The organism is Nostoc spongiaeforme FACHB-130 (genome assembly GCF_014698475.1).
Classification (GTDB): domain Bacteria; phylum Cyanobacteriota; class Cyanobacteriia; order Cyanobacteriales; family Nostocaceae; genus Nostoc_B; species Nostoc_B spongiaeforme.
This window is the reverse complement of record NZ_JACJTB010000079.1, coordinates 1-17769: the sequence shown is the minus strand read 5'-3', so window position 1 is coordinate 17769 and position 17769 is coordinate 1. Positions and strand designations below refer to the sequence as shown.

Sequence of the window (17769 nt, the reverse complement as noted above, 5' to 3'; positions counted from 1 at the left end):
AACTCAAGCAATATCGAGGGATTGCGACGCGCTATGATAAACGCGCTACCAACTTTCTGGGTGCAATTTATCTTGTTGCTTCTATTATTTGGCTTAATTGATGACACGCCCTAGATACTAGCGCCTAACGCACCGCCAGATGATGGTGCGTTAGGCTGAAGCCATAACACACCCTACCAATGTCCTCTAAGAAAACAAGACCCTGATGAGCGAAATTCAGTTCATCGCTAAATAATTAAGCGTCTTCCGGTAGCACCCATTTTGGCGGTTCCATCATCTTTTTACGCAGACGTTCTTCCGCGATCGCCAGCATTTCGTCTAAAGAAGTCTCTTTGATGAATTGTGAGGCTGCTTCTCTAAACTCGATATTGGGGCATTTATCCCCTAAAATACAACCATTGACGCAGGCTTGGGCGCAGTTAATTTTAGGTTCCACAGTCGATTCCTCTTGAATTAGGGCTTTTTCCTACCCACAAGATAAATTTTACCTGTTGACTTCAAAAGTATTGAGTGCTGAGTTACCAAAGTTGAGAATAGGGGTTAGAGGCTGGGGGATAGGGGCTAGACCCGAATTTTTCACGTATGGGTAGCGGGTGTAGGGAGAGAGGGGTGGGGAGTTTGGGGGGAAAGATTTCTTCACCATCCTCCCACACTTCCCACCCCTCCCACACCCCTGGATTTCTCTCTTGTGAGAAATCCAGGTAGAGGTTAGGGCTGACAGGTTTAGGTAGAAAAATAAAAGGTAAAAGGGTGAACTTTGATTTTGGTCATCCTTTTACCTTTTTTATATACCTGATGCTTATTTTATGTTAGCCCTTGCGTCCCTCACTGCGGCAATAAAAAATAATCCTGTTAGTGGAATACTTAATCCTAAGATAATTGCAGTGGTTTCAAAGCCTAAATCTGGCTGTCCATAACTGAGTTCAAACACCGAACCGACGGCGGCGATCGCTGTTATGCAAGACGCACCGAGAAATAAACCGCTTTTTGGAGTTAAATACACTACTAGTCCCCTATGCTACTGGTTTCACGGCTTGATACGAGAAGCCATTTTTAGATAACTCCTGTGCCAAAGTCAAGGAATTTTCTACACGGTCGACAAATACCACACCGTTGAGGTGATCCATCTCGTGTTGAATGCAGCGTCCTAGTAAGTCCCCAGCTTTTAATGTCTTGGGACGGCCATATTCATCTTTGTAAGCAATTTCCACCACTTCAGGACGCTTTACGTCCATATAAATATTCGGAATACTCAAACAGCCTTCTTGAGCAACGCAGATGTCTTTGCTGACTTGTTTAATTACGGGATTAATTAATACCAGTGGCGGATTTGCGGGGTTATCTGGTTCGCAGTCAATTACGATCAGTTGTTTATTAATGCCTACCTGGGGTGCAGCCAAACCAATGCCATCACTGCTGTACATAGTTTGCAACATTTCGCGTACCAGTTGGCGCAGTTCGTCATCAATTTTGGTAATACGTTTAGCTGGTTGACGCAACGCGCGATCGCCCAGATAGTGCAGCTTCAGTGGCGGATTTTTTAACTTTTTTTTCTCAACAGCAATTTCAGAGGGCATGATTATTTCAATGGCTCAATTGTGCAAATTCCAACTAACTTAATTCTATCAATCTGAGTTAGACCTCATGGTGATGCAGCAGAATTCAGAATTATCTGGAGTTGATGGGCGATCACATTTTAGCGAGATAGCTGTGCAAGTCTTTCTGCAAGCCATACCTTAATAATTGATTGACGAGTAACACCCAATCGTCTCGCTTCATAATCTAATGCTTCAATCATCCAGGTTGGAAAATCAACGTTGACTCTTTTCTGTTCATGACCAGGACGCTTGGCTTGGGAAAGGTCTAAAAATTCGGTGATGTCTTCATCCTGATCAAATTTGGCATCAAATTCTGTTGCTTTCATAAATTGCTACCTCTTCTTGTCGTGATCGTCGGACTGAAATAATCCGTACTCTGTTCTCTCGATAGGTAATGATGGCTGACCAGCACTTTTGAGCGATTTTACCGATGACCAGAAATCTTGGTTCGTCTTCTATCCGCGCCGGAATTTCAACTCGATCAGGATCAGCCCAGAGTTCTTGTGCCTCTAGAAAGTTAATTCCGTGCTTTGCTAGGTTTGATTGGCTTTTAGAGTCGTCAAATTCAAATTCCACACCACTCAAAAGGTATAATTTTCATACCTTTATTATACTAATAAAGAGGCAAATTCCCACTTATTCCCAAAAAGCGATCGCACTGGGAATTACTGAGCGTATTTTCGCGTTGAAAAACTAGACAACGACTAGACAGCATTTATAGCTGATTGGTGAAAGAAAGTTGTACATTGCCATCAAGAGCAACTCACAACTAACAGCTAGATATGAACTTCCGTGACGAGTTTAAATTGCTGCTACGCGCCCGTTATCCGTTAATTTACATTCCCACCTACGAAGAAGAACGGGTAGAAGCAGCCATTCGGGAAGAAGCCGCCAATCAAGGTAATCGCCCTGTTTATACTTGGGATTTTGTTGATGGCTATCAAGGCAACCCCAATGATGCTGGTTTTGGGCGACGCAATCCCCTACAAGCTTTGGAATTTTTAGAGAAATTACCAGCCTCCGCACCAGCCGTAGTAATTTTACGAGACTACCATCGTTTTTTAGATGATGTGGCGATCGCCCGCAAACTCCGCAATTTTGCCCGACTTTTAAAATCGCAACCCAAAAATATTGTTTTATTATCGCCACGCATCGCCATTCCTGATGACTTAACCGAAATTTTAACGGTTGTGGAATTTCCTTTACCCGCCGCGCCAGAAATTAAAACTGAGATAGAACGCTTACTGCAATCCACTGGTAACTCCCTTGCTGGCAAGGTTTTAGATGACTTGGTGCGTTCTTGTCAAGGGCTGTCTATGGAACGGATTCGGCGGGTTTTAGCCAGAGCGATCGCAACTCATGGTGAATTGCAGCCAGAAGATGTAGACTTGGTTTTACAAGAAAAGCGCCAAACCATCCGCCAAACCCAAATTCTTGATTTTTACCCCGCTACCGAGCAAATTTCTGATATTGGCGGATTGGATAACCTCAAAGATTGGCTATTAAGGCGTGGCGGTTCATTTACCGAACGGGCGCGTCAGTATGGCTTACCCCATCCCCGTGGTTTGTTGTTGGTGGGGATTCAAGGAACGGGAAAATCTTTAACAGCCAAAGCGATCGCTCATCACTGGCATTTACCTTTGTTACGCTTAGACGTAGGGCGGTTATTTGGCGGTTTAGTCGGGGAATCAGAGTTACGCACACGCCAAATGATTCAGGTAGCCGAAGCCCTCGCCCCTTGTATTTTGTGGATTGATGAAATAGATAAAGCCTTTTCGGGGCTGGGTAGCAAAGGTGACGCAGGCACAACTAGCAGGGTATTTGGCACCTTTATCACCTGGTTAGCCGAGAAAACCTCACCTGTATTTGTCGTGGCGACTGCCAACGACATTCAAGCCTTACCGCCAGAAATGTTGCGAAAAGGGCGATTTGATGAAATTTTCTTTGTTGGTTTACCTTCTCAAGAAGAAAGAAAAGCAATTTTTAACGTTCATTTATCCAGATTGCGCCCCCATAACTTGAAAAGCTATGACATTGACAGGTTAGCTTATGAAACACCCGATTTTTCTGGGGCGGAAATTGAGCAAACTCTCATTGAAGCTATGCACATTGGATTTAGCCAAAACCGTGATTTTAACACCGACGATATTTTAGAAGCCGCCAGCCAAATCATCCCCTTGGCGCGAACGGCTGTAGAACAAATTCAAAAACTCCAAGAATGGGCGGCGGCTGGGAGAGCGCGTCTTGCCTCAAAACACAGCCCCCTCAGCGATGCCTTCGGCAAACTACGCTAAAGCATTTCCAGCGAATTAGAGTAAAAAGGGAACAGGAAACATATCCCCCTGTTACCTCTTCCCTCGAATTTCTCACTTATGGGTAGCGGGTGCGGGGAGTGTGGGGAGTGTGGGGAGAGAGGGGGGAAAGATTTCTTCACTATCCTCCCACCCTTCCCACACTCCTGGATTTCTCTCTTGTGAGAAATCCAGGTTCCCTGTTCCTTTTCATACTTCACTATTGACTATTGACCATTCACCGTTGACCATTGACTATTGACTATTGACTATTAAATTAACTATGCTTTCTGGTCTACTCAAATTAATACTAGGTTTTATCTTAGCGATCGCTGTTTTATTAGGTACAGGTATGACAGTGGCGCTGTATTTCATCAATCAAACCGCCATACCGCCCAATAAACCGATTTTTGCCAATGATAATCCTTCTTTGAAAAACCAAGCTACCAAAGAAGCTAAAGACGATTCTGTTATTACACCTGAACCTGAATCTACTCCAACCCCCTCAGCAACTCCTACAAAATCTCCTGAAAAATTACCCCCTGGCGCTTATCAAGGACGTGTTACTTGGTCTGACGGCTTAAGTTTACGTGCCGAACCAAATCAATCAGCCAAAAAAGTTGGTGGAGTGACTTTCAATCAAAAAATCATCGTTTTAGAAGAAAACCCCGATAAAACTTGGGTGAAGATTCGCACAGAAGGTAGTGACCAAGAAGGTTGGGTAAAAATTGGCAACATTGAACGTACCAACTAAAGTTAGAAACCATCCCCATCTGAACTCACTACTTCTTACTACCTATTTCCTACTCTCTAATCTTTATACTTTTTTAGTAAAAGCCACAGTTATTACTTATAGAAAGTGGTATATTTTTATATATTCTGATCACTGTAATTAGCACTCAAAAAACTTTATAGATTCCTGTCAATCCAATTAATTTTTAACATCAAAATCTTCGACTCTTGCCGAAAAGCAGTTTGCTCCTTGTGATGTAAACAAATAGCCAAACCCATCACTTTAGGACAAAAGTCAAGCGAAATACTTTTTTCTTGTACTCAGGGAATTGTCATCAGCCAAAAACTTGGGAAAACATCATGGAAGCCATTGGTTATCTTCATGTCGCCTCAGCCTACGAAGCCTCAGAAAACATAGAGATTGTACCGATAAAATTAGAATTTAAATTTTGGCAGTGGCCTAAACTGTCTAGCCCTGTGGCGATGCGGCTTTTATCTGTAGCACTGACTATCGGAATTTTAAACCTAGCTGACCAAACTTTCGCCCTTCAGCAAGTAGGTAGTCGTGGTACAGCAGTGACAAACATTCAGCAGTGCTTAAAAAATTTAGGTTATTTTAAAGGCTCTGTAACTGGCAGATTTGCAAACTTAACTCAACAAGCAGTGAGTAGTTTTCAAAAAGCACGAGGGCTGGCTGTTGATGGAATTGTGGGTGCGAGGACTCAGCAAGCTTTACAACAATCATGCCAAAGTGGGACTCCTAATGAAAGTAGTGATGGGCAATTACGCTTTGGTAGTAGAGGTACAACCGTTGCTCAGTTACAACAAAATCTCCGCAATTTAGGCTATTTTAACGGCCCTAAAACTGGCTATTTTGGCTCACAAACTCAACAAGCACTCATCCGGTTTCAACAAGCTTCTCGAATTCCGGCTAACGGAGTTTTTGATAGTAGAACAGCCCAAGCACTACAAAGTAATTTAAATGTCGGTGGGGAATATCCAACTCTGGCTGAAGGTAGCCAAGGCCCAGCAGTCACCAAACTACAACAACGGTTGCGAGACTTGGGCTACTTTAAGATGAATCCCACCGGGAATTTTAGAAGCATCACCAAAAATGCTGTCATTGCCTTTCAACGCAAAGCAGGTTTACCCGCCACTGGGGTTGCAAATGCCCAAACTTGGGATGCACTGTATAATCCTCCAGTTTCTAGTAACCCCAATACTTCCAGTCAGCAAGTGAGGGATGTACAGCAACTACTCAGGGATTTAGGCTATTATTATGGCGATTCCACTGGAACTGTTGGCACGTTAACAAGAAATGCGGTTGTGGAGTTCCAACGAGACAATAAACTCACAGCCGACGGTATTATTGATGCCCAACTTGTAAAAGCGGTGCGCCAAGTCTGGACAGCGAGATATTCTAGTCAACCAACTAGGGTAGTTCTCTCAATGGGTGCAAAGGGAGAGAATGTTAAAGCAGTCCAAACACGTTTATCGGAATTAGGATATTTTAATCGCTCATTAGATGGGGTGTTTGGCGAATATACCAAAGCGGCTGTAGTGGAATTTCAAAAGGAATATCGCTTAAATCCTACTGGTAAAGTAGATGCACAAACTTGGCAAGTACTAGGTTTTGATAATTCTGTGGCGCTAAATCGTCCGGTGAGCAATCGTTATTATGTAGCAGCAGTGCCAATGCAAAATGGCGATACCCTCGACAAAGTGCGTCGCTTTGTTCCCAATGCTTTCCCAGATGTGTCTATGTCAGGAAATTATGTGAATGCTGGGGCATTTAGCGATCGCTCTGTTGCCGAAAATCTCACAAAAATGTTACGCTCCAAAGGCTTAAACGCCAAAGTGCAATTTCTCTAGGATTTCGCTAGTCTAGATATCTAGTACAGGTTGGCGTAAATAAGCATACTATCTGGAATTGCTAACGTTGTTCTTTCTTTTTCCTTTTGCCTTGTTGTACTAGGCTGTCAGATCCAATACCAGCAAAAAAATGCCAGACTCAGCATTTGTGATCTTTATTATCTTTGGAGTTGTCTGGATAGTTATGGGCGCAGTTGCGGTCATTGCGCTGTTCAAGTCGGAAGGCCAAAAACTGCGTTTTGATAAATGGGGACTGCTCGTAACTATCCCGATTATCGTCCCGATTGTGATTGTTTTGTTATATCAAGTAATCAGACCATTAATATTTTAGAGACGTTGCTATGCAACGCCTCTAAAATATTATTTACTCAGCACTCAGCACTCTTTAAGATGCCACTTGTGCCGCCGTCCGCGTCCGTCTTCTTCTACCATCGGTAACTTTCATTGTTGCTTCTGGTTCGTCGGGAATTTGCATTAACAAAGTCACTGTTGGTTGACATTGCAATTCTCGCCGAATTGAACGTGCTAATTCTCGTTCTAAAGTTCCTTGCAATCCACCCCAGTCTACATCCGCTTGCTCACCGCCTAAAGCCGCAAATTCTGACCAGCGCACACCGAGGATTTCTTCAATGCGTTGCTGTACCCATTTTTGGATTAGCGATCGCTCTACACTGGTAACAACACCCCGCAGATGAATTTCTGGCTTGGCCATCAGTTTACCAGACCAATCAATCGCTGCGGCAATTGTCACAATTCCTTCTTCTGCCATCCGTTGCCGTTCTTGCAACACTTTGGCACTCACCATCCCAGAACTAGAAGTATCTACCAGTTCAATACCAGACTGCACTTGACCCGCCACACGGATGGAATTTTCTGTTAGTTCTATAATATGCCCATTCTGGATAATTACCATATTTTCGGCAGGGATACCCATACTTTGGGCAGTTTCGGAGTGTTTCACTAACATCCGATGTTCGCCGTGAACCGGGACAAAGAACTTGGGACGAGTTAAAGCAATCATCAGTTTTTGGTCTTCTTGACAGCCGTGACCAGAAACGTGGATTCCTTTATCTCTACCATAGACAACCTTCGCACCTTGCAACATCAACTTATCAATGGTGTTGACAACTGCGATCGTATTGCCGGGAATGGGGTTAGCGGAGAAGACTACAGTATCGCCTTCGCGGATTTTGATGTGGGGATGTTCTTTATTGGCAATGCGGGTCATGGCTGCCATTGTCTCACCTTGAGAGCCGGTGGTGAGAATCAACACGTTTTCATCTGGCAGATTGCGAACCATGTGTAGTGGTTGCAATAAGTTATCTTCACATTTGACATAACCCAAGTTACGGGCATGGGCAATCAAATTCAACATCGAACGCCCAACCACTGTGACTACGCGGTTATGTTTCTGCGCCAGTTGCAAAATCATGTTGATGCGATGCACAGAAGAAGCGAAGGTGGTAACAAACAATCGCCCAGTGGCTTGACTGAATACCCGATCCAAGTTGGGATAAACAGAACGTTCCGATGGTGTAAAGCCCGGTACTTCTGAGTTAGTGGAATCGCTCAACAAGCAAAGCACGCCTTTTTCACCATGTTCTGCCAAGCGTTGCAAGTCAAATTTTTCGCCATCAACTGGGGTGTGGTCAAATTTAAAATCCCCTGTGTGAATTACGACACCAAGGGGAGTATGAACAGCAACCGTGAAACTATCGGCGATGGAATGGGTATTGCGAATGTACTCAACAAAGAAGTGTTTGCCAATCCGCACGACATCACGGGGCATAACTGAACGCAATTCTGTGCGATCGCGTACACCTGCTTCTTCTAGTTTGCCTTCCAGCATAGCCATTGCCAGTCTTGGCCCATAAATCACCGGGATTTCAAACTGCTTCAGGTGAAAAGCAATGCCACCAATATGGTCTTCATGACCGTGGGTGACGATCATCCCTTTGATTTTGTCGCGGTTTTCTCTGAGATATGTCGTATCAGGCAGGACAATATTTACACCGTGCATTGCTTCCGTAGGGAAAGCCAAACCTGCATCTAATAAAACAATTTCATCTTCGTATTCAAAAATACAGGTATTTTTGCCAATTTCATGTAAACCGCCCAAAGGAATAATTTTCAGGGCGGAGTCAGCTTCGTTTCTAGCCATTTTCTCCTTAGTTAGATTGTGGTTTAGTGTTAATAAATTGAAGGTTAGCAAGCTTGTATTAAAGACAACACTGGCTCTCTCTGGGAAAGCAGTCAAATTTCGTTTAGATTTTCAACTTTTGGTGCAATAAAATCGAAATCGTCAATATCTGAGCAGTACTAGCACTGTTGAAAAAAGTGCATCCTGAAAATCTGCCCATTATTCATATATAGATTTGCGGCAAATTGCCAATCATATACTGTCTAAGATTAAATTCAGTTTCTGAAGCACCGCCTCCAGTTTTTGGCTTATTTCTGAGTCAGCATCACATAGCGGCGGACGAGTTGAACCAACCTCCCAACCTTGAAGTTTGAGTGCTTGTTTAATGGGAATGGGGTTTGTAGTGATAAATAAAGCTTTAAATAACGGGAAGAGTTGGAGATGAATGTCTCTAGCTTCTGCAATTTTTCCCGCACTAAAAGCTTGAATCATCTGCTGTAGTTGGTTTCCTACCAGATGAGAAGCCACACTGACTACTCCTGTTGCCCCCAGTGCTAACAAGGGCAAGGTAAGGGAATCATCTCCAGCGTAAATCTGAAATTCTTGTGATGTCAAGCGACGGATTTCACTTGCCTGGTCTAAATTACCACTGGCTTCTTTTATTCCAACAATATTATCAATTTCTGCTAATTTGGCAACGGTTTCGGCACTGAGATTTTGACCGGTACGACCAGGAATGTTATATAACAACACGGGAGTTTCAGGGCAAGATTGGGCAATTGCCTGAAAATGTTGATATAGACCAGCTTGGGGCGGTTTATTGTAATAAGGTACAACTTGTAATGTACCGTGTACTCCTATTTTAGCCGCTTTTTGGGTAGCTGCGATCGCTTCTTTGGTGGAATTGGAACCGCATCCCGCTATCACCTTGGCTTTGCCGGACACGGCCTGCAATACTTCTAAAAATAGCTGGTATTCCTCCTCCCAAGTTAGGGTTGGGGATTCTCCTGTTGTACCGCATACCACCAACGTGTCTGTTCCGTTGTTAGCTAGATGCGCTGCTAGTTCTGCCGCTACACCATAGTTAACACTACCGTCTGGTTTAAACGGTGTGATCATAGCGGTTAAAACTCTACCAAAATCTCCCACCCTCGTTTTTCTCCTGATTACCTGCTTGGTTTTTGTTATCTTGGTGGTTTTCTATAATGTAATAGCTTATTCGCCAATTACTTTCAAGAGTGATGCACTCATTTGTTTGTTGTCATACTTGTTGGACTGATGACACAAAACTACTGAGAGATATATGCTGCTACTGGGGTGAGCAGATTTTTTTCCACTAATAATTCTGCAATCTGCACGGCGTTTAAAGCTGCACCTTTGCGGATTTGATCACCACAAAGCCACAATTCTAAGCCGCAGGGATGAGATATATCCTGACGAATTCTCCCCACTAACACTTCATCTCGGCCAGTTGCTTCTATGGGCATGGGGAAATGATTTGCCCGCCAATCTTCTACTAGTTTCACCCCTGGCGCATTACTTAAGATTTCTCTGGCGGTATCTGGGCTAAATGGAGTGTCAAATTCTAGATTAATGGCTTCGGAATGGGCGCGAAGTACGGGAACCCGTACACAAGTTGCACTAATCCTAACTTCTTGAGTGTCAAAAATCTTCCGCGTTTCATTCACCATTTTCATTTCTTCTTCACAGTACCCAAAATCATTGATCGGGGTATTGTGAGGAAATAAGTTAAATGCTAAAGGATAAGGCAGAACTTCTGCAACTGGTTCTTGTCCTTGGAGAATGGCAGCAGCTTGTGTCTTCACTTCTGCCATTGCTTTGGCACCAGCACCACTGGCTGATTGATAGGTGGCGGCAATAATCCGTTTGATCGGTTGGATTTGATGTAAGGGCCAAATTGCCACTGTCATCAAAATTGTTGTGCAGTTGGGATTTGCGATAATACCTTGATGGGCGGCTGCGGCTTGGGGATTCACTTCCGGCACAACTAAAGGCACTTGGGGGTTCATCCGAAAAGCACTGGAGTTATCAATGACAACTGCGCCTTTTGCAACGGCCACAGGAACCCATTTTTTGGATGTGGAACCCCCAGCACTGGCTAATACCAAATCTACATTTTCCAGAGCGCGATCGCTAACTGGTTCTACTAATAAATCTTCTCCTTTAAATTTAAGCGATCGCCCTGCGCTGCGCTCAGAGGCCAGTAATTTTAATTCCGCCAGTGGAAAATTCCGGCTTTCTAATAATTCCAGCAACTCTGTACCGACAGCACCAGTCGCACCCAAAATAGCTACACGATATGTTTTAGACAAATGAACTTCCTCCCTTCATTTAAGAGGTGATGAGTAATGTTTTGAACTTGAGATTTATGGCAATGGCAATAGCAGATTTTGAATAATTTTTTGGTTTTATTGCAGCTTTTTAATCAAGGTAGGTTAATTTTTGGGTTATATATCTTAATAAATATCTGAAAAATTTACAATTTTTTATAATTGCCCGGTAAATTTTCTACCAACTAAAAAAGTATATATTATTCTACAACAAATTACGGCTCAGAAAAAAACCTCTAGTAAATCAGGCTCAACCATTACCATTCTTGCTCAGAATGTACGCACCAAGATTGTCTATGAAGATTGGGTGTAAGAGCTTCGCCGTGAGCGTTAGTCGAACGGTGTAAGGGTGTAGGGGTGCGTGGCGTAAGGGTTTTAGATTCTTTCTTTTTCCTTTTGCCTTTTTCCTTTTGCCTTGTTGTACTAGTCTCTTTACTCAGCACTTTCAAGCCAGAAGGCAGATCATCAATGTACTATGATCCAAGTGGCATTCAGCCCAGAAAGTCAACTAGCAAGCTACATATTAAACTGGGACTTGTTGGGTAAACAGACCTCACAAGTTTAGCGTGAGAGGGTGTATAGATAAATTTATTGTGGTAAAGTGTCAAGTCCTTTGCCATTGGCAGTAAACTGGATATCTACTGAAGGCACTTGCCATTCTTACCTAGAGATATCAAAGCGCATAAGCGTTAAGTTGTGGCTTATGTGTTCTTGGAGTTAAAAATACTAAATAGAGACGAAGCATGAAAGTTACCCAGGAGAAACTTCCCGCCAGCCAAATCGGGCTAGAGATAGAGATTACACCAGAAATCACTCAGCAAACCTACGAACAAGTTATTAAAAACTTATCCAGTACTGTTAATATTCCTGGGTTTCGTAAAGGTAAAGTGCCTCGACCGATATTGCTTCAGCGCCTGGGGGTAAGTCGCATTAAGGCCGCCGCCTTAGAAGAACTGATTCAAGATGGCATTGAACAAGCGGTTAAACAAGAAGACATTCAAGCAATTGGTCAACCGCAATTGCGCTCTTCCTTTGAAGACTTGATCAATAATTATGAACCGGGAAAACCCCTGACATTCTTGGTGGCTGTGGATGTGGAACCGGAAGTCACCCTGAACCAGTACACCGGGTTACAAGCCCAAGCAGAAGAAATTAAATATGACCCCACCCAGGTAGATAATGTCCTGGAAAAAGAACGCCAACAAATGTCCACACTTATTCCAGTCGAAGGTAGAGCCGCCCAAATTGGTGATGTGGCTGTTGTCGATTTTCAAGGGGTGATAGCTAAAGCTGAAGGCGATGATCCTGATGCCGAACCAACGCCAATTCCTGGCGGTGATGCGACTGATTTTCAAGTCGAGTTACAAGAAGATAAATTTATCCCTGGTTTTGTCACAGGTATAGTCGGGATGAACCCTGGGGAAACCAAGGAAATCTCAGCCCAGTTTCCAGATCCTTATGTCAACGAAGAATTAGCAGGCAAACCAGCAATTTTTACAGTCACCCTCAAGGAACTGAAGGAAAAAGAACTGCCAGAATTAGATGATGATTTTGCTCAAGAAGTCAGCGATTTTGAAACCTTAGAAGAACTGCGGAAATCTTTAGAAGATCGGTATCAAAAAGAAGCTGAAGACAAAACCAAAACCAACAAGCAAGAAGCACTACTGGCAGAACTACTGAAGCACGTAGAAATTGATTTGCCAGGAACTTTGATTGAGCAAGAAGTTGATGCAATGCTGACTCAAACTGCTATGCGCTTGGCGCAACAGGGTTTGGATGTGAAAAAGCTGTTTACTCAAGATATTATTCCGCAATTGCGGGAGCGATCGCGCCCAGAGGCAATTGAACGCATCAAACGTTCTTTAGCCCTACGAGAAATCGGCAAACGCGAATCTTTGGTAGTTACACCAGAAGAACTCCAAGCCAGAGTGACAGAACTGTTAGAGCAGTATGCTGATGAAGATATTGACGAAGAAAAACTCAGCTCTATGGTGGAAAATGAACTGCTGAGTGACAAAATTCTCAATTGGCTCTTAGACAACTCATCAGTTGAATTAGTCCCAGAAGGTACTTTAAACGCCCAAGCAGAACCAGCAGATGAAGCAACTGCACCTGAGACTGAGGCAAGCAACAGCGAAGCTACGGCAGAATCAGCAGTAGAAGGATAGGGGTGTAAGGGTGCAGGGTGCAGGGTGCAAGGAGAAACTTACTCAGCACTCAGCACTCCTCTTCGGCTATCTCTACTTTTGGGCGATCGCAATCCTGTTTTGGGTAGATTAGGCTAGGGTAGTAAATATCTGGGTTGAGTGTGAAAAATTATTACTCAGCACTCGGTCGTCAACATTTAAGGGAGGCTTAAGATTGCTAGTATTTTAGACAAAATTCTTTACCTGTAACGATCTGAGCTTGATACTGTGTTACACGAGAAAAATCTGGATGAGGCATAATGGTTAACACATAGCTCAAATCAAAATCTCATCCGTGGAAAAAGCAGCGATCGCTGCCTTAAGCTAAGTCCTATTAATTCTCAGATATTCTCCTATGCTTTTATCGCAGTCGGGAAATTACCCCATCATCAGTTCCAGCCACCTAGCTATTAACTCCCATCTAAATGGCCCTAACAGCATTGTGCCAACTGTGGTAGAGCAGTCGGGTATGGGAGAAAGAGCATTTGATATCTACTCCCGCCTGTTACGAGAGCGGATTATTTTTTTAGGAACAGCCATTGATGATACCGTTGCTAATTCCATCGTGGCGCAGTTGCTGTTCTTAGATTCCGAAGACCCAGAAAAAGACATTCAGTTGTACATAAATTCTCCTGGCGGTTCCGTCTACGCAGGAATGGCAATTTATGATACAATCCAACAAATCCGCCCTGATGTTGTGACGATCTGTTTTGGATTAGCTGCAAGCATGGGCGCATTTTTGTTAGCGGCTGGAACCGCAGGTAAGCGGATGTCTTTACCTGACTCTCGAATTATGATCCATCAACCCCTGGGTGGCGCTCAAGGTCAAGCCATTGATATAGAAATTCAAGCCAGAGAGATTCTTTATATCAAGGCACAGTTGAATCAGTTATTGGCTCATCATACTGGTCAACCTCTAGAGAGAATCGAAGCAGATACAGACCGCGACTTTTTCATGTCGGCAGAAGAAGCTAAAAATTACGGTTTGATTGATCAGGTAATCTCCCGACAAAATCTTCCCACAGCTGGGGAAAACGTCACCATTCTGAAATAAGAGGCTGGTATGTCTAAGTACGACTCCCATTTAAAATGTTCGTTTTGTGGCAAGTCTCAAGAGCAGGTGCGTAAGTTGATCGCAGGGCCGGGAGTTTACATCTGCGACGAGTGCGTTGACTTGTGTAATGAAATACTAGATGAGGAGTTACTGGACACCAATGGTGTAGCGCCACAACCAGCACCCAAGTCTGAAGTACCTCAAAAACGTCGAAACCGTTCTGCTAATCTCTCATTTAATCAGATACCAAAACCCAGAGAGATTAAAAAGTATCTTGATGAGCATGTCATTGGCCAAGACGAAGCCAAAAAAGTTTTGTCAGTCGCAGTTTACAACCACTACAAGCGGCTGGCAATCTTGCAGTCTAAAGGCAGTGGCAAAAACGGAGCAGATGACGCAGTAGAGCTACAGAAGTCTAACATTTTGTTAATTGGCCCGACTGGTTGCGGCAAAACCCTGTTAGCACAAACTCTAGCTAAGATTTTAGATGTACCTTTTGCCGTGGCGGATGCTACCACATTAACAGAAGCAGGCTACGTCGGTGAAGATGTGGAAAATATCTTGCTGCGCCTGTTGCAAGTAGCAGACTTGGATGTAGAAGAAGCTCAACGCGGAATTATCTACATCGATGAAATTGATAAAATTGCCCGCAAGAGTGAAAATCCATCAATTACACGGGATGTTTCTGGTGAAGGCGTACAGCAAGCATTACTGAAAATGCTAGAAGGTACGATCGCCAACGTACCACCACAAGGAGGACGTAAACATCCGTATCAAGACTGCATCCAAATTGATACCAGTAATATTCTATTTGTCTGTGGTGGCGCTTTCGTTGGCTTAGAAAAAGTGGTAGAGCAAAGAGCCGGTAAAAAGTCAATCGGTTTTGTACAGCCAGGAGAAGGCCAATCAAAAGAAAAACGCGCCGCCGATGTGTTGCACAACCTGGAACCAGATGATTTGGTAAAATTTGGCATGATTCCAGAGTTTATTGGTCGAATACCAATGGTGGCGGTGGTTGATCCTCTGGATGAAGAAGCACTAATGGCGATTTTGACTCAACCGCGCAGTGCTTTGGTGAAACAATACCAAAAACTGCTGAAGATGGATAACGTCCAATTAGATTTTAAACAAGATGCCTTGCGAGCGATCGCTCAAGAAGCCTACCGCCGCAAAACGGGTGCAAGAGCATTGCGGGGTATTGTTGAAGAACTCATGCTAGATGTGATGTACGAGTTACCATCTCGTAAAGACGTGACTCGCTGCACAGTAACGCGAGAAATGGTCGAGAAACGCTCTACCGCCGAACTGATAGTACATCCATCTTCACTACCAAAACCAGAATCAGCGTAAATTAGTGCTAAGTGTTGGGTTTTAAGTGCTGAGTATTGATTAAAGTTAGGAAAGAGGAGTTTTGAGTGAGTAATTAATTACAAACTCAAAACTCCTAACTTTTATCTCCTAAATGCTAACTCTCAAACATGCCTTATATTGCTGTTCGTGGCGTTGAACATTACTACGAGTGGGTGAAACAATCATCTGTTGCTGTGAACAAACCCGTGATGGTGTTCGTTCACGGTTGGGCTGGTTCAGCTAGGTATTGGAAAAGCACTGCGGCAGCTTTATCAGACCAATTTGATTGTTTACTTTATGATATGCGCGGGTTTGGGCGTTCTGGTGGGAAACCAACTATAGTCCCAGCGAGTGAGTCTGTTGCTACTTCTGTGTCTAGTCAAGAAACATCAGCCGCAATTCAAGAGTTAACTTATGAATTGGAAGAATATGCTGATGATTTAGCAGTACTTTTAGATGAGTTGCATCTTGGGCGTGTTTACATCAATGCCCATTCAATGGGTGCGTCCGTTGCGACTTTGTTTTTTAACCGCTATCCCCAAAAAGTAGAGCGAGGAATTTTAACTTGTAGTGGGATTTTTGAATATGATGAAAAAGCTTTTACAGCCTTTCATAAATTTGGTGGTTATGTAGTTAAATTTCGTCCCAAATGGTTAGGTAAAATTCCATTTGTTGACCGGATGTTTATGGCGAGATTTTTACATCGTTCCATAGCAAAAGCTGAACGTCAGGCTTTTCTACAAGATTTTTTAGATGCAGATTATGATGCTGCTTTAGGCACAATTTTTACATCTGTTAGTAAAGCACAATCGGAATTGATGCCGCAAGAATTTGCTAAATTAACAATGCCAACGCTGCTAATTGCGGGTGAATATGACCAGATAATTCCCGCCGCAATGGGAAAAGAAGCCGCAGCCATGAATGACCAAGTTGAGTTTGTGTTGATTCCTGATACAGCACATTTCCCTATGTTGGAAGATGCGCCGACTTACTTGCGACGGGTGCGAGAGTTTTTGCAAGTTCCTTCTATTGTATAAATGTAGAGGTTGTAACTATGGCTCAAGCCTTACCTAAAGTAGTAACATTTGCAGAATTTGCGGCGTGGCGACCCGAAGGGGGACGTTACGAATTGCATGATGGAGTGATTGTGGAAATGGCACAACCCGTTGGAGGTCATGAAGGAGTTGTGGGTTTTTTAGTTGAAGAGGTTGTGCCAGAATACAAACGGTTAAAATTACCGTACTTCTTACCAAAAACCGCGCTAGTCAAACCACCCGAAAACGAATCAGGTTACTCCCCTGATATTTTGTTATTAAATCGGAAAAATCTGGTTCACGAACCACTATGGAAAAAAGAATCAACCGTGATGGACGGTTCATCCATACCCTTGATTATTGAGATTGTTAGTACTAACTGGCGTGACGATTATCATAAAAAGTTTGCGGACTATGAAATCATTGGTGTATCTGAGTACTGGATTGTAGATTATGCAGCTTTGGGAGGACGAGAATTTATCGGTAATCCTAAAGAACCTACGATTTTTATCTGCGAACTGGTTGATGGAGAATACGTAAAAAGAATGTTCCGTGGTAATGACGTGATTGTCTCGCCTGCTTTTCCTGACCTTAACTTTACTGCACAACAGGTTTTTGATGCGGCTCTGACAGAGGAAGAATAATTTTAAATTTGCGGGAAAATTAAAGAGCGATCGCTTGGTGATTGGAGATGGTAAACTATGGGCGATCGCTTTTTACATCAATCCTTATTCCCCTGCTTGTTGTTTTAGTAATTCTACCAAAGTATCAGATAACCACAAACCAGCATCACGTAAATCTCGGATTCTAGGAGATATGCTGGCAATGAGTCCACGTCTTTTTGCTAATATCAGCAAACCTCCCGTACCAATGGTAGTAATTCCTAAAGCTTGACCACAACGGCGTGCTGCCCTATCGTCAACAATAGCAGCAAATTCTGAATTTTGGAGTGCCAAACTCAATACTTGAGATTCTCCTTTTCCCAAGTCCCAAGCTGCTATTTCAGGTACAATAATATTAAATTCTACTATTTTTATCCAAGAAATACTAGGGCGTGTCATCAATTAAGCCAAATAATAGAAGCAACAAGATAAATTGCACCCAGAAAGTTGGTAGCGCGTTTATCATAGCGCGTCGCAATCCCTCGATATTGCTTGAGTT

The 17769-nt window shown here is 43.3% G+C and carries 18 protein-coding genes and 2 pseudogenes; 10 read left to right on the top strand and 10 right to left on the bottom strand.

Annotated features, from left to right (window positions below):
• Positions 1-101, top strand: a pseudogene (locus tag H6G74_RS30045) (IS5/IS1182 family transposase); the annotation flags it as partial.
• A gap of 134 nt (positions 102-235) precedes the next feature.
• Here H6G74_RS30045 and H6G74_RS30040 read toward each other — a convergent pair.
• The 5 genes from H6G74_RS30040 to H6G74_RS30020 form a co-directional block, all read right to left on the bottom strand.
• Complete coding sequence (locus H6G74_RS30040; protein ID WP_062293151.1) at positions 236-436, bottom strand: hypothetical protein; 201 nt, start codon at positions 434-436, stop codon at positions 236-238.
• A 363-nt stretch (positions 437-799) separates the two neighbouring features.
• Entirely contained in the window at positions 800-1003 is a 204-nt protein-coding gene (locus tag H6G74_RS30035; protein ID WP_062293148.1) for a hypothetical protein, read from the bottom strand.
• 10 nt (positions 1004-1013) lie between these two features.
• Positions 1014-1577, bottom strand: coding sequence for a peptide deformylase (def, locus tag H6G74_RS30030; RefSeq protein WP_190590470.1), 564 nt, complete (start codon positions 1575-1577; stop codon positions 1014-1016).
• Between the two features lie 119 nt (positions 1578-1696).
• Positions 1697-1924 carry a type II toxin-antitoxin system BrnA family antitoxin gene (brnA, locus tag H6G74_RS30025; RefSeq protein WP_190971170.1) on the bottom strand — a complete coding sequence of 76 codons (228 nt, stop codon included), beginning with the start codon at positions 1922-1924 and terminating at the stop codon, positions 1697-1699.
• Entirely contained in the window at positions 1905-2174 is a 270-nt protein-coding gene (locus tag H6G74_RS30020) for a BrnT family toxin (RefSeq protein ID WP_190590472.1), read from the bottom strand. Before H6G74_RS30020 ends, brnA begins: the two co-directional genes overlap by 20 nt.
• 206 nt (positions 2175-2380) lie before the next feature.
• Here H6G74_RS30020 and H6G74_RS30015 point away from each other — a divergent pair, with 206 nt between their 5' ends.
• The 4 genes from H6G74_RS30015 to H6G74_RS30000 all read left to right on the top strand — a co-directional run bounded on the left by H6G74_RS30015 (position 2381) and on the right by H6G74_RS30000 (position 6824).
• Complete coding sequence (locus H6G74_RS30015; RefSeq protein WP_190971169.1) at positions 2381-3892, top strand: AAA family ATPase; 1512 nt, start codon at positions 2381-2383, stop codon at positions 3890-3892.
• A 280-nt stretch (positions 3893-4172) separates the two neighbouring features.
• Positions 4173-4643 (top strand): SH3 domain-containing protein, encoded by a 471-nt coding sequence (locus H6G74_RS30010; protein WP_190971171.1) that lies wholly within the window; start codon positions 4173-4175, stop codon positions 4641-4643.
• Between the two features lie 338 nt (positions 4644-4981).
• The gene (locus H6G74_RS30005) at positions 4982-6493 is read left to right on the top strand and encodes a peptidoglycan-binding domain-containing protein (RefSeq protein ID WP_190971168.1); all 1512 of its coding nucleotides are present in this window, start codon (positions 4982-4984) and stop codon (positions 6491-6493) included.
• Between the two features lie 130 nt (positions 6494-6623).
• Positions 6624-6824, top strand: a complete 201-nt coding sequence (locus H6G74_RS30000; protein ID WP_062293132.1) for a hypothetical protein — start codon at positions 6624-6626, stop codon at positions 6822-6824.
• Positions 6825-6878: 54 nt separating this feature from the next.
• Here H6G74_RS30000 and H6G74_RS29995 read toward each other — a convergent pair whose 3' ends face one another.
• The 3 genes from H6G74_RS29995 to H6G74_RS29985 form a co-directional block, all read right to left on the bottom strand.
• Entirely contained in the window at positions 6879-8654 is a 1776-nt protein-coding gene (locus H6G74_RS29995) for a ribonuclease J (protein WP_190971167.1), read from the bottom strand.
• Between the two features lie 231 nt (positions 8655-8885).
• Entirely contained in the window at positions 8886-9782 is an 897-nt protein-coding gene (gene dapA / locus H6G74_RS29990) for a 4-hydroxy-tetrahydrodipicolinate synthase (protein WP_190971166.1), read from the bottom strand.
• Between the two features lie 140 nt (positions 9783-9922).
• Entirely contained in the window at positions 9923-10966 is a 1044-nt protein-coding gene (locus tag H6G74_RS29985; protein ID WP_190971165.1) for an aspartate-semialdehyde dehydrogenase, read from the bottom strand.
• Between the two features lie 761 nt (positions 10967-11727).
• On the opposite strand from H6G74_RS29985, the gene tig reads away from it, so the two are divergent.
• The 5 genes from tig to H6G74_RS29960 all read left to right on the top strand — a co-directional run bounded on the left by tig (position 11728) and on the right by H6G74_RS29960 (position 17252).
• The gene (gene tig, locus H6G74_RS29980) at positions 11728-13152 is read left to right on the top strand and encodes a trigger factor (protein WP_190971164.1); all 1425 of its coding nucleotides are present in this window, start codon (positions 11728-11730) and stop codon (positions 13150-13152) included.
• A gap of 373 nt (positions 13153-13525) precedes the next feature.
• The gene (gene clpP / locus H6G74_RS29975; RefSeq protein ID WP_062293118.1) at positions 13526-14224 is read left to right on the top strand and encodes an ATP-dependent Clp endopeptidase proteolytic subunit ClpP; all 699 of its coding nucleotides are present in this window, start codon (positions 13526-13528) and stop codon (positions 14222-14224) included.
• 9 nt (positions 14225-14233) lie between these two features.
• A complete protein-coding gene (gene clpX, locus H6G74_RS29970; protein WP_190971163.1) occupies positions 14234-15574 on the top strand; it encodes an ATP-dependent protease ATP-binding subunit ClpX in 1341 nt (446 codons plus the stop codon).
• A 128-nt stretch (positions 15575-15702) separates the two neighbouring features.
• Positions 15703-16611, top strand: a complete 909-nt coding sequence (locus H6G74_RS29965) for an alpha/beta fold hydrolase (protein ID WP_190971162.1) — start codon at positions 15703-15705, stop codon at positions 16609-16611.
• Between the two features lie 17 nt (positions 16612-16628).
• Positions 16629-17252, top strand: a complete 624-nt coding sequence (locus tag H6G74_RS29960) for a Uma2 family endonuclease (protein ID WP_190971161.1) — start codon at positions 16629-16631, stop codon at positions 17250-17252.
• Between the two features lie 84 nt (positions 17253-17336).
• Here H6G74_RS29960 and H6G74_RS29955 read toward each other — a convergent pair whose 3' ends face one another.
• On the bottom strand, positions 17337-17669 hold the full coding sequence (locus H6G74_RS29955; RefSeq protein WP_190971160.1) for a DUF3368 domain-containing protein: 333 nt from the start codon (positions 17667-17669) through the stop codon (positions 17337-17339).
• Positions 17669-17769, bottom strand: a pseudogene (locus H6G74_RS29950) (IS5/IS1182 family transposase); the annotation flags it as partial. The pseudogene H6G74_RS29950 and the gene H6G74_RS29955, both read right to left, overlap by 1 nt.

Coding starts and splice junctions, on each gene's coding strand:
- def (WP_190590470.1), bottom strand. CDS start 1,577: ATGCCCTCTGAAATTGCTGTTGAGAAAAAAAAGTTAAAAAATCCGCCA.
- brnA (WP_190971170.1), bottom strand. CDS start 1,924: ATGAAAGCAACAGAATTTGATGCCAAATTTGATCAGGATGAAGACATC.
- H6G74_RS30015 (WP_190971169.1), top strand. CDS start 2,381: ATGAACTTCCGTGACGAGTTTAAATTGCTGCTACGCGCCCGTTATCCG.
- H6G74_RS30010 (WP_190971171.1), top strand. CDS start 4,173: ATGCTTTCTGGTCTACTCAAATTAATACTAGGTTTTATCTTAGCGATC.
- H6G74_RS30005 (WP_190971168.1), top strand. CDS start 4,982: ATGGAAGCCATTGGTTATCTTCATGTCGCCTCAGCCTACGAAGCCTCA.
- H6G74_RS30000 (WP_062293132.1), top strand. CDS start 6,624: ATGCCAGACTCAGCATTTGTGATCTTTATTATCTTTGGAGTTGTCTGG.
- H6G74_RS29995 (WP_190971167.1), bottom strand. CDS start 8,654: ATGGCTAGAAACGAAGCTGACTCCGCCCTGAAAATTATTCCTTTGGGC.
- tig (WP_190971164.1), top strand. CDS start 11,728: ATGAAAGTTACCCAGGAGAAACTTCCCGCCAGCCAAATCGGGCTAGAG.
- clpP (WP_062293118.1), top strand. CDS start 13,526: ATGCTTTTATCGCAGTCGGGAAATTACCCCATCATCAGTTCCAGCCAC.
- clpX (WP_190971163.1), top strand. CDS start 14,234: ATGTCTAAGTACGACTCCCATTTAAAATGTTCGTTTTGTGGCAAGTCT.
- H6G74_RS29965 (WP_190971162.1), top strand. CDS start 15,703: ATGCCTTATATTGCTGTTCGTGGCGTTGAACATTACTACGAGTGGGTG.
- H6G74_RS29960 (WP_190971161.1), top strand. CDS start 16,629: ATGGCTCAAGCCTTACCTAAAGTAGTAACATTTGCAGAATTTGCGGCG.
- H6G74_RS29955 (WP_190971160.1), bottom strand. CDS start 17,669: ATGACACGCCCTAGTATTTCTTGGATAAAAATAGTAGAATTTAATATT.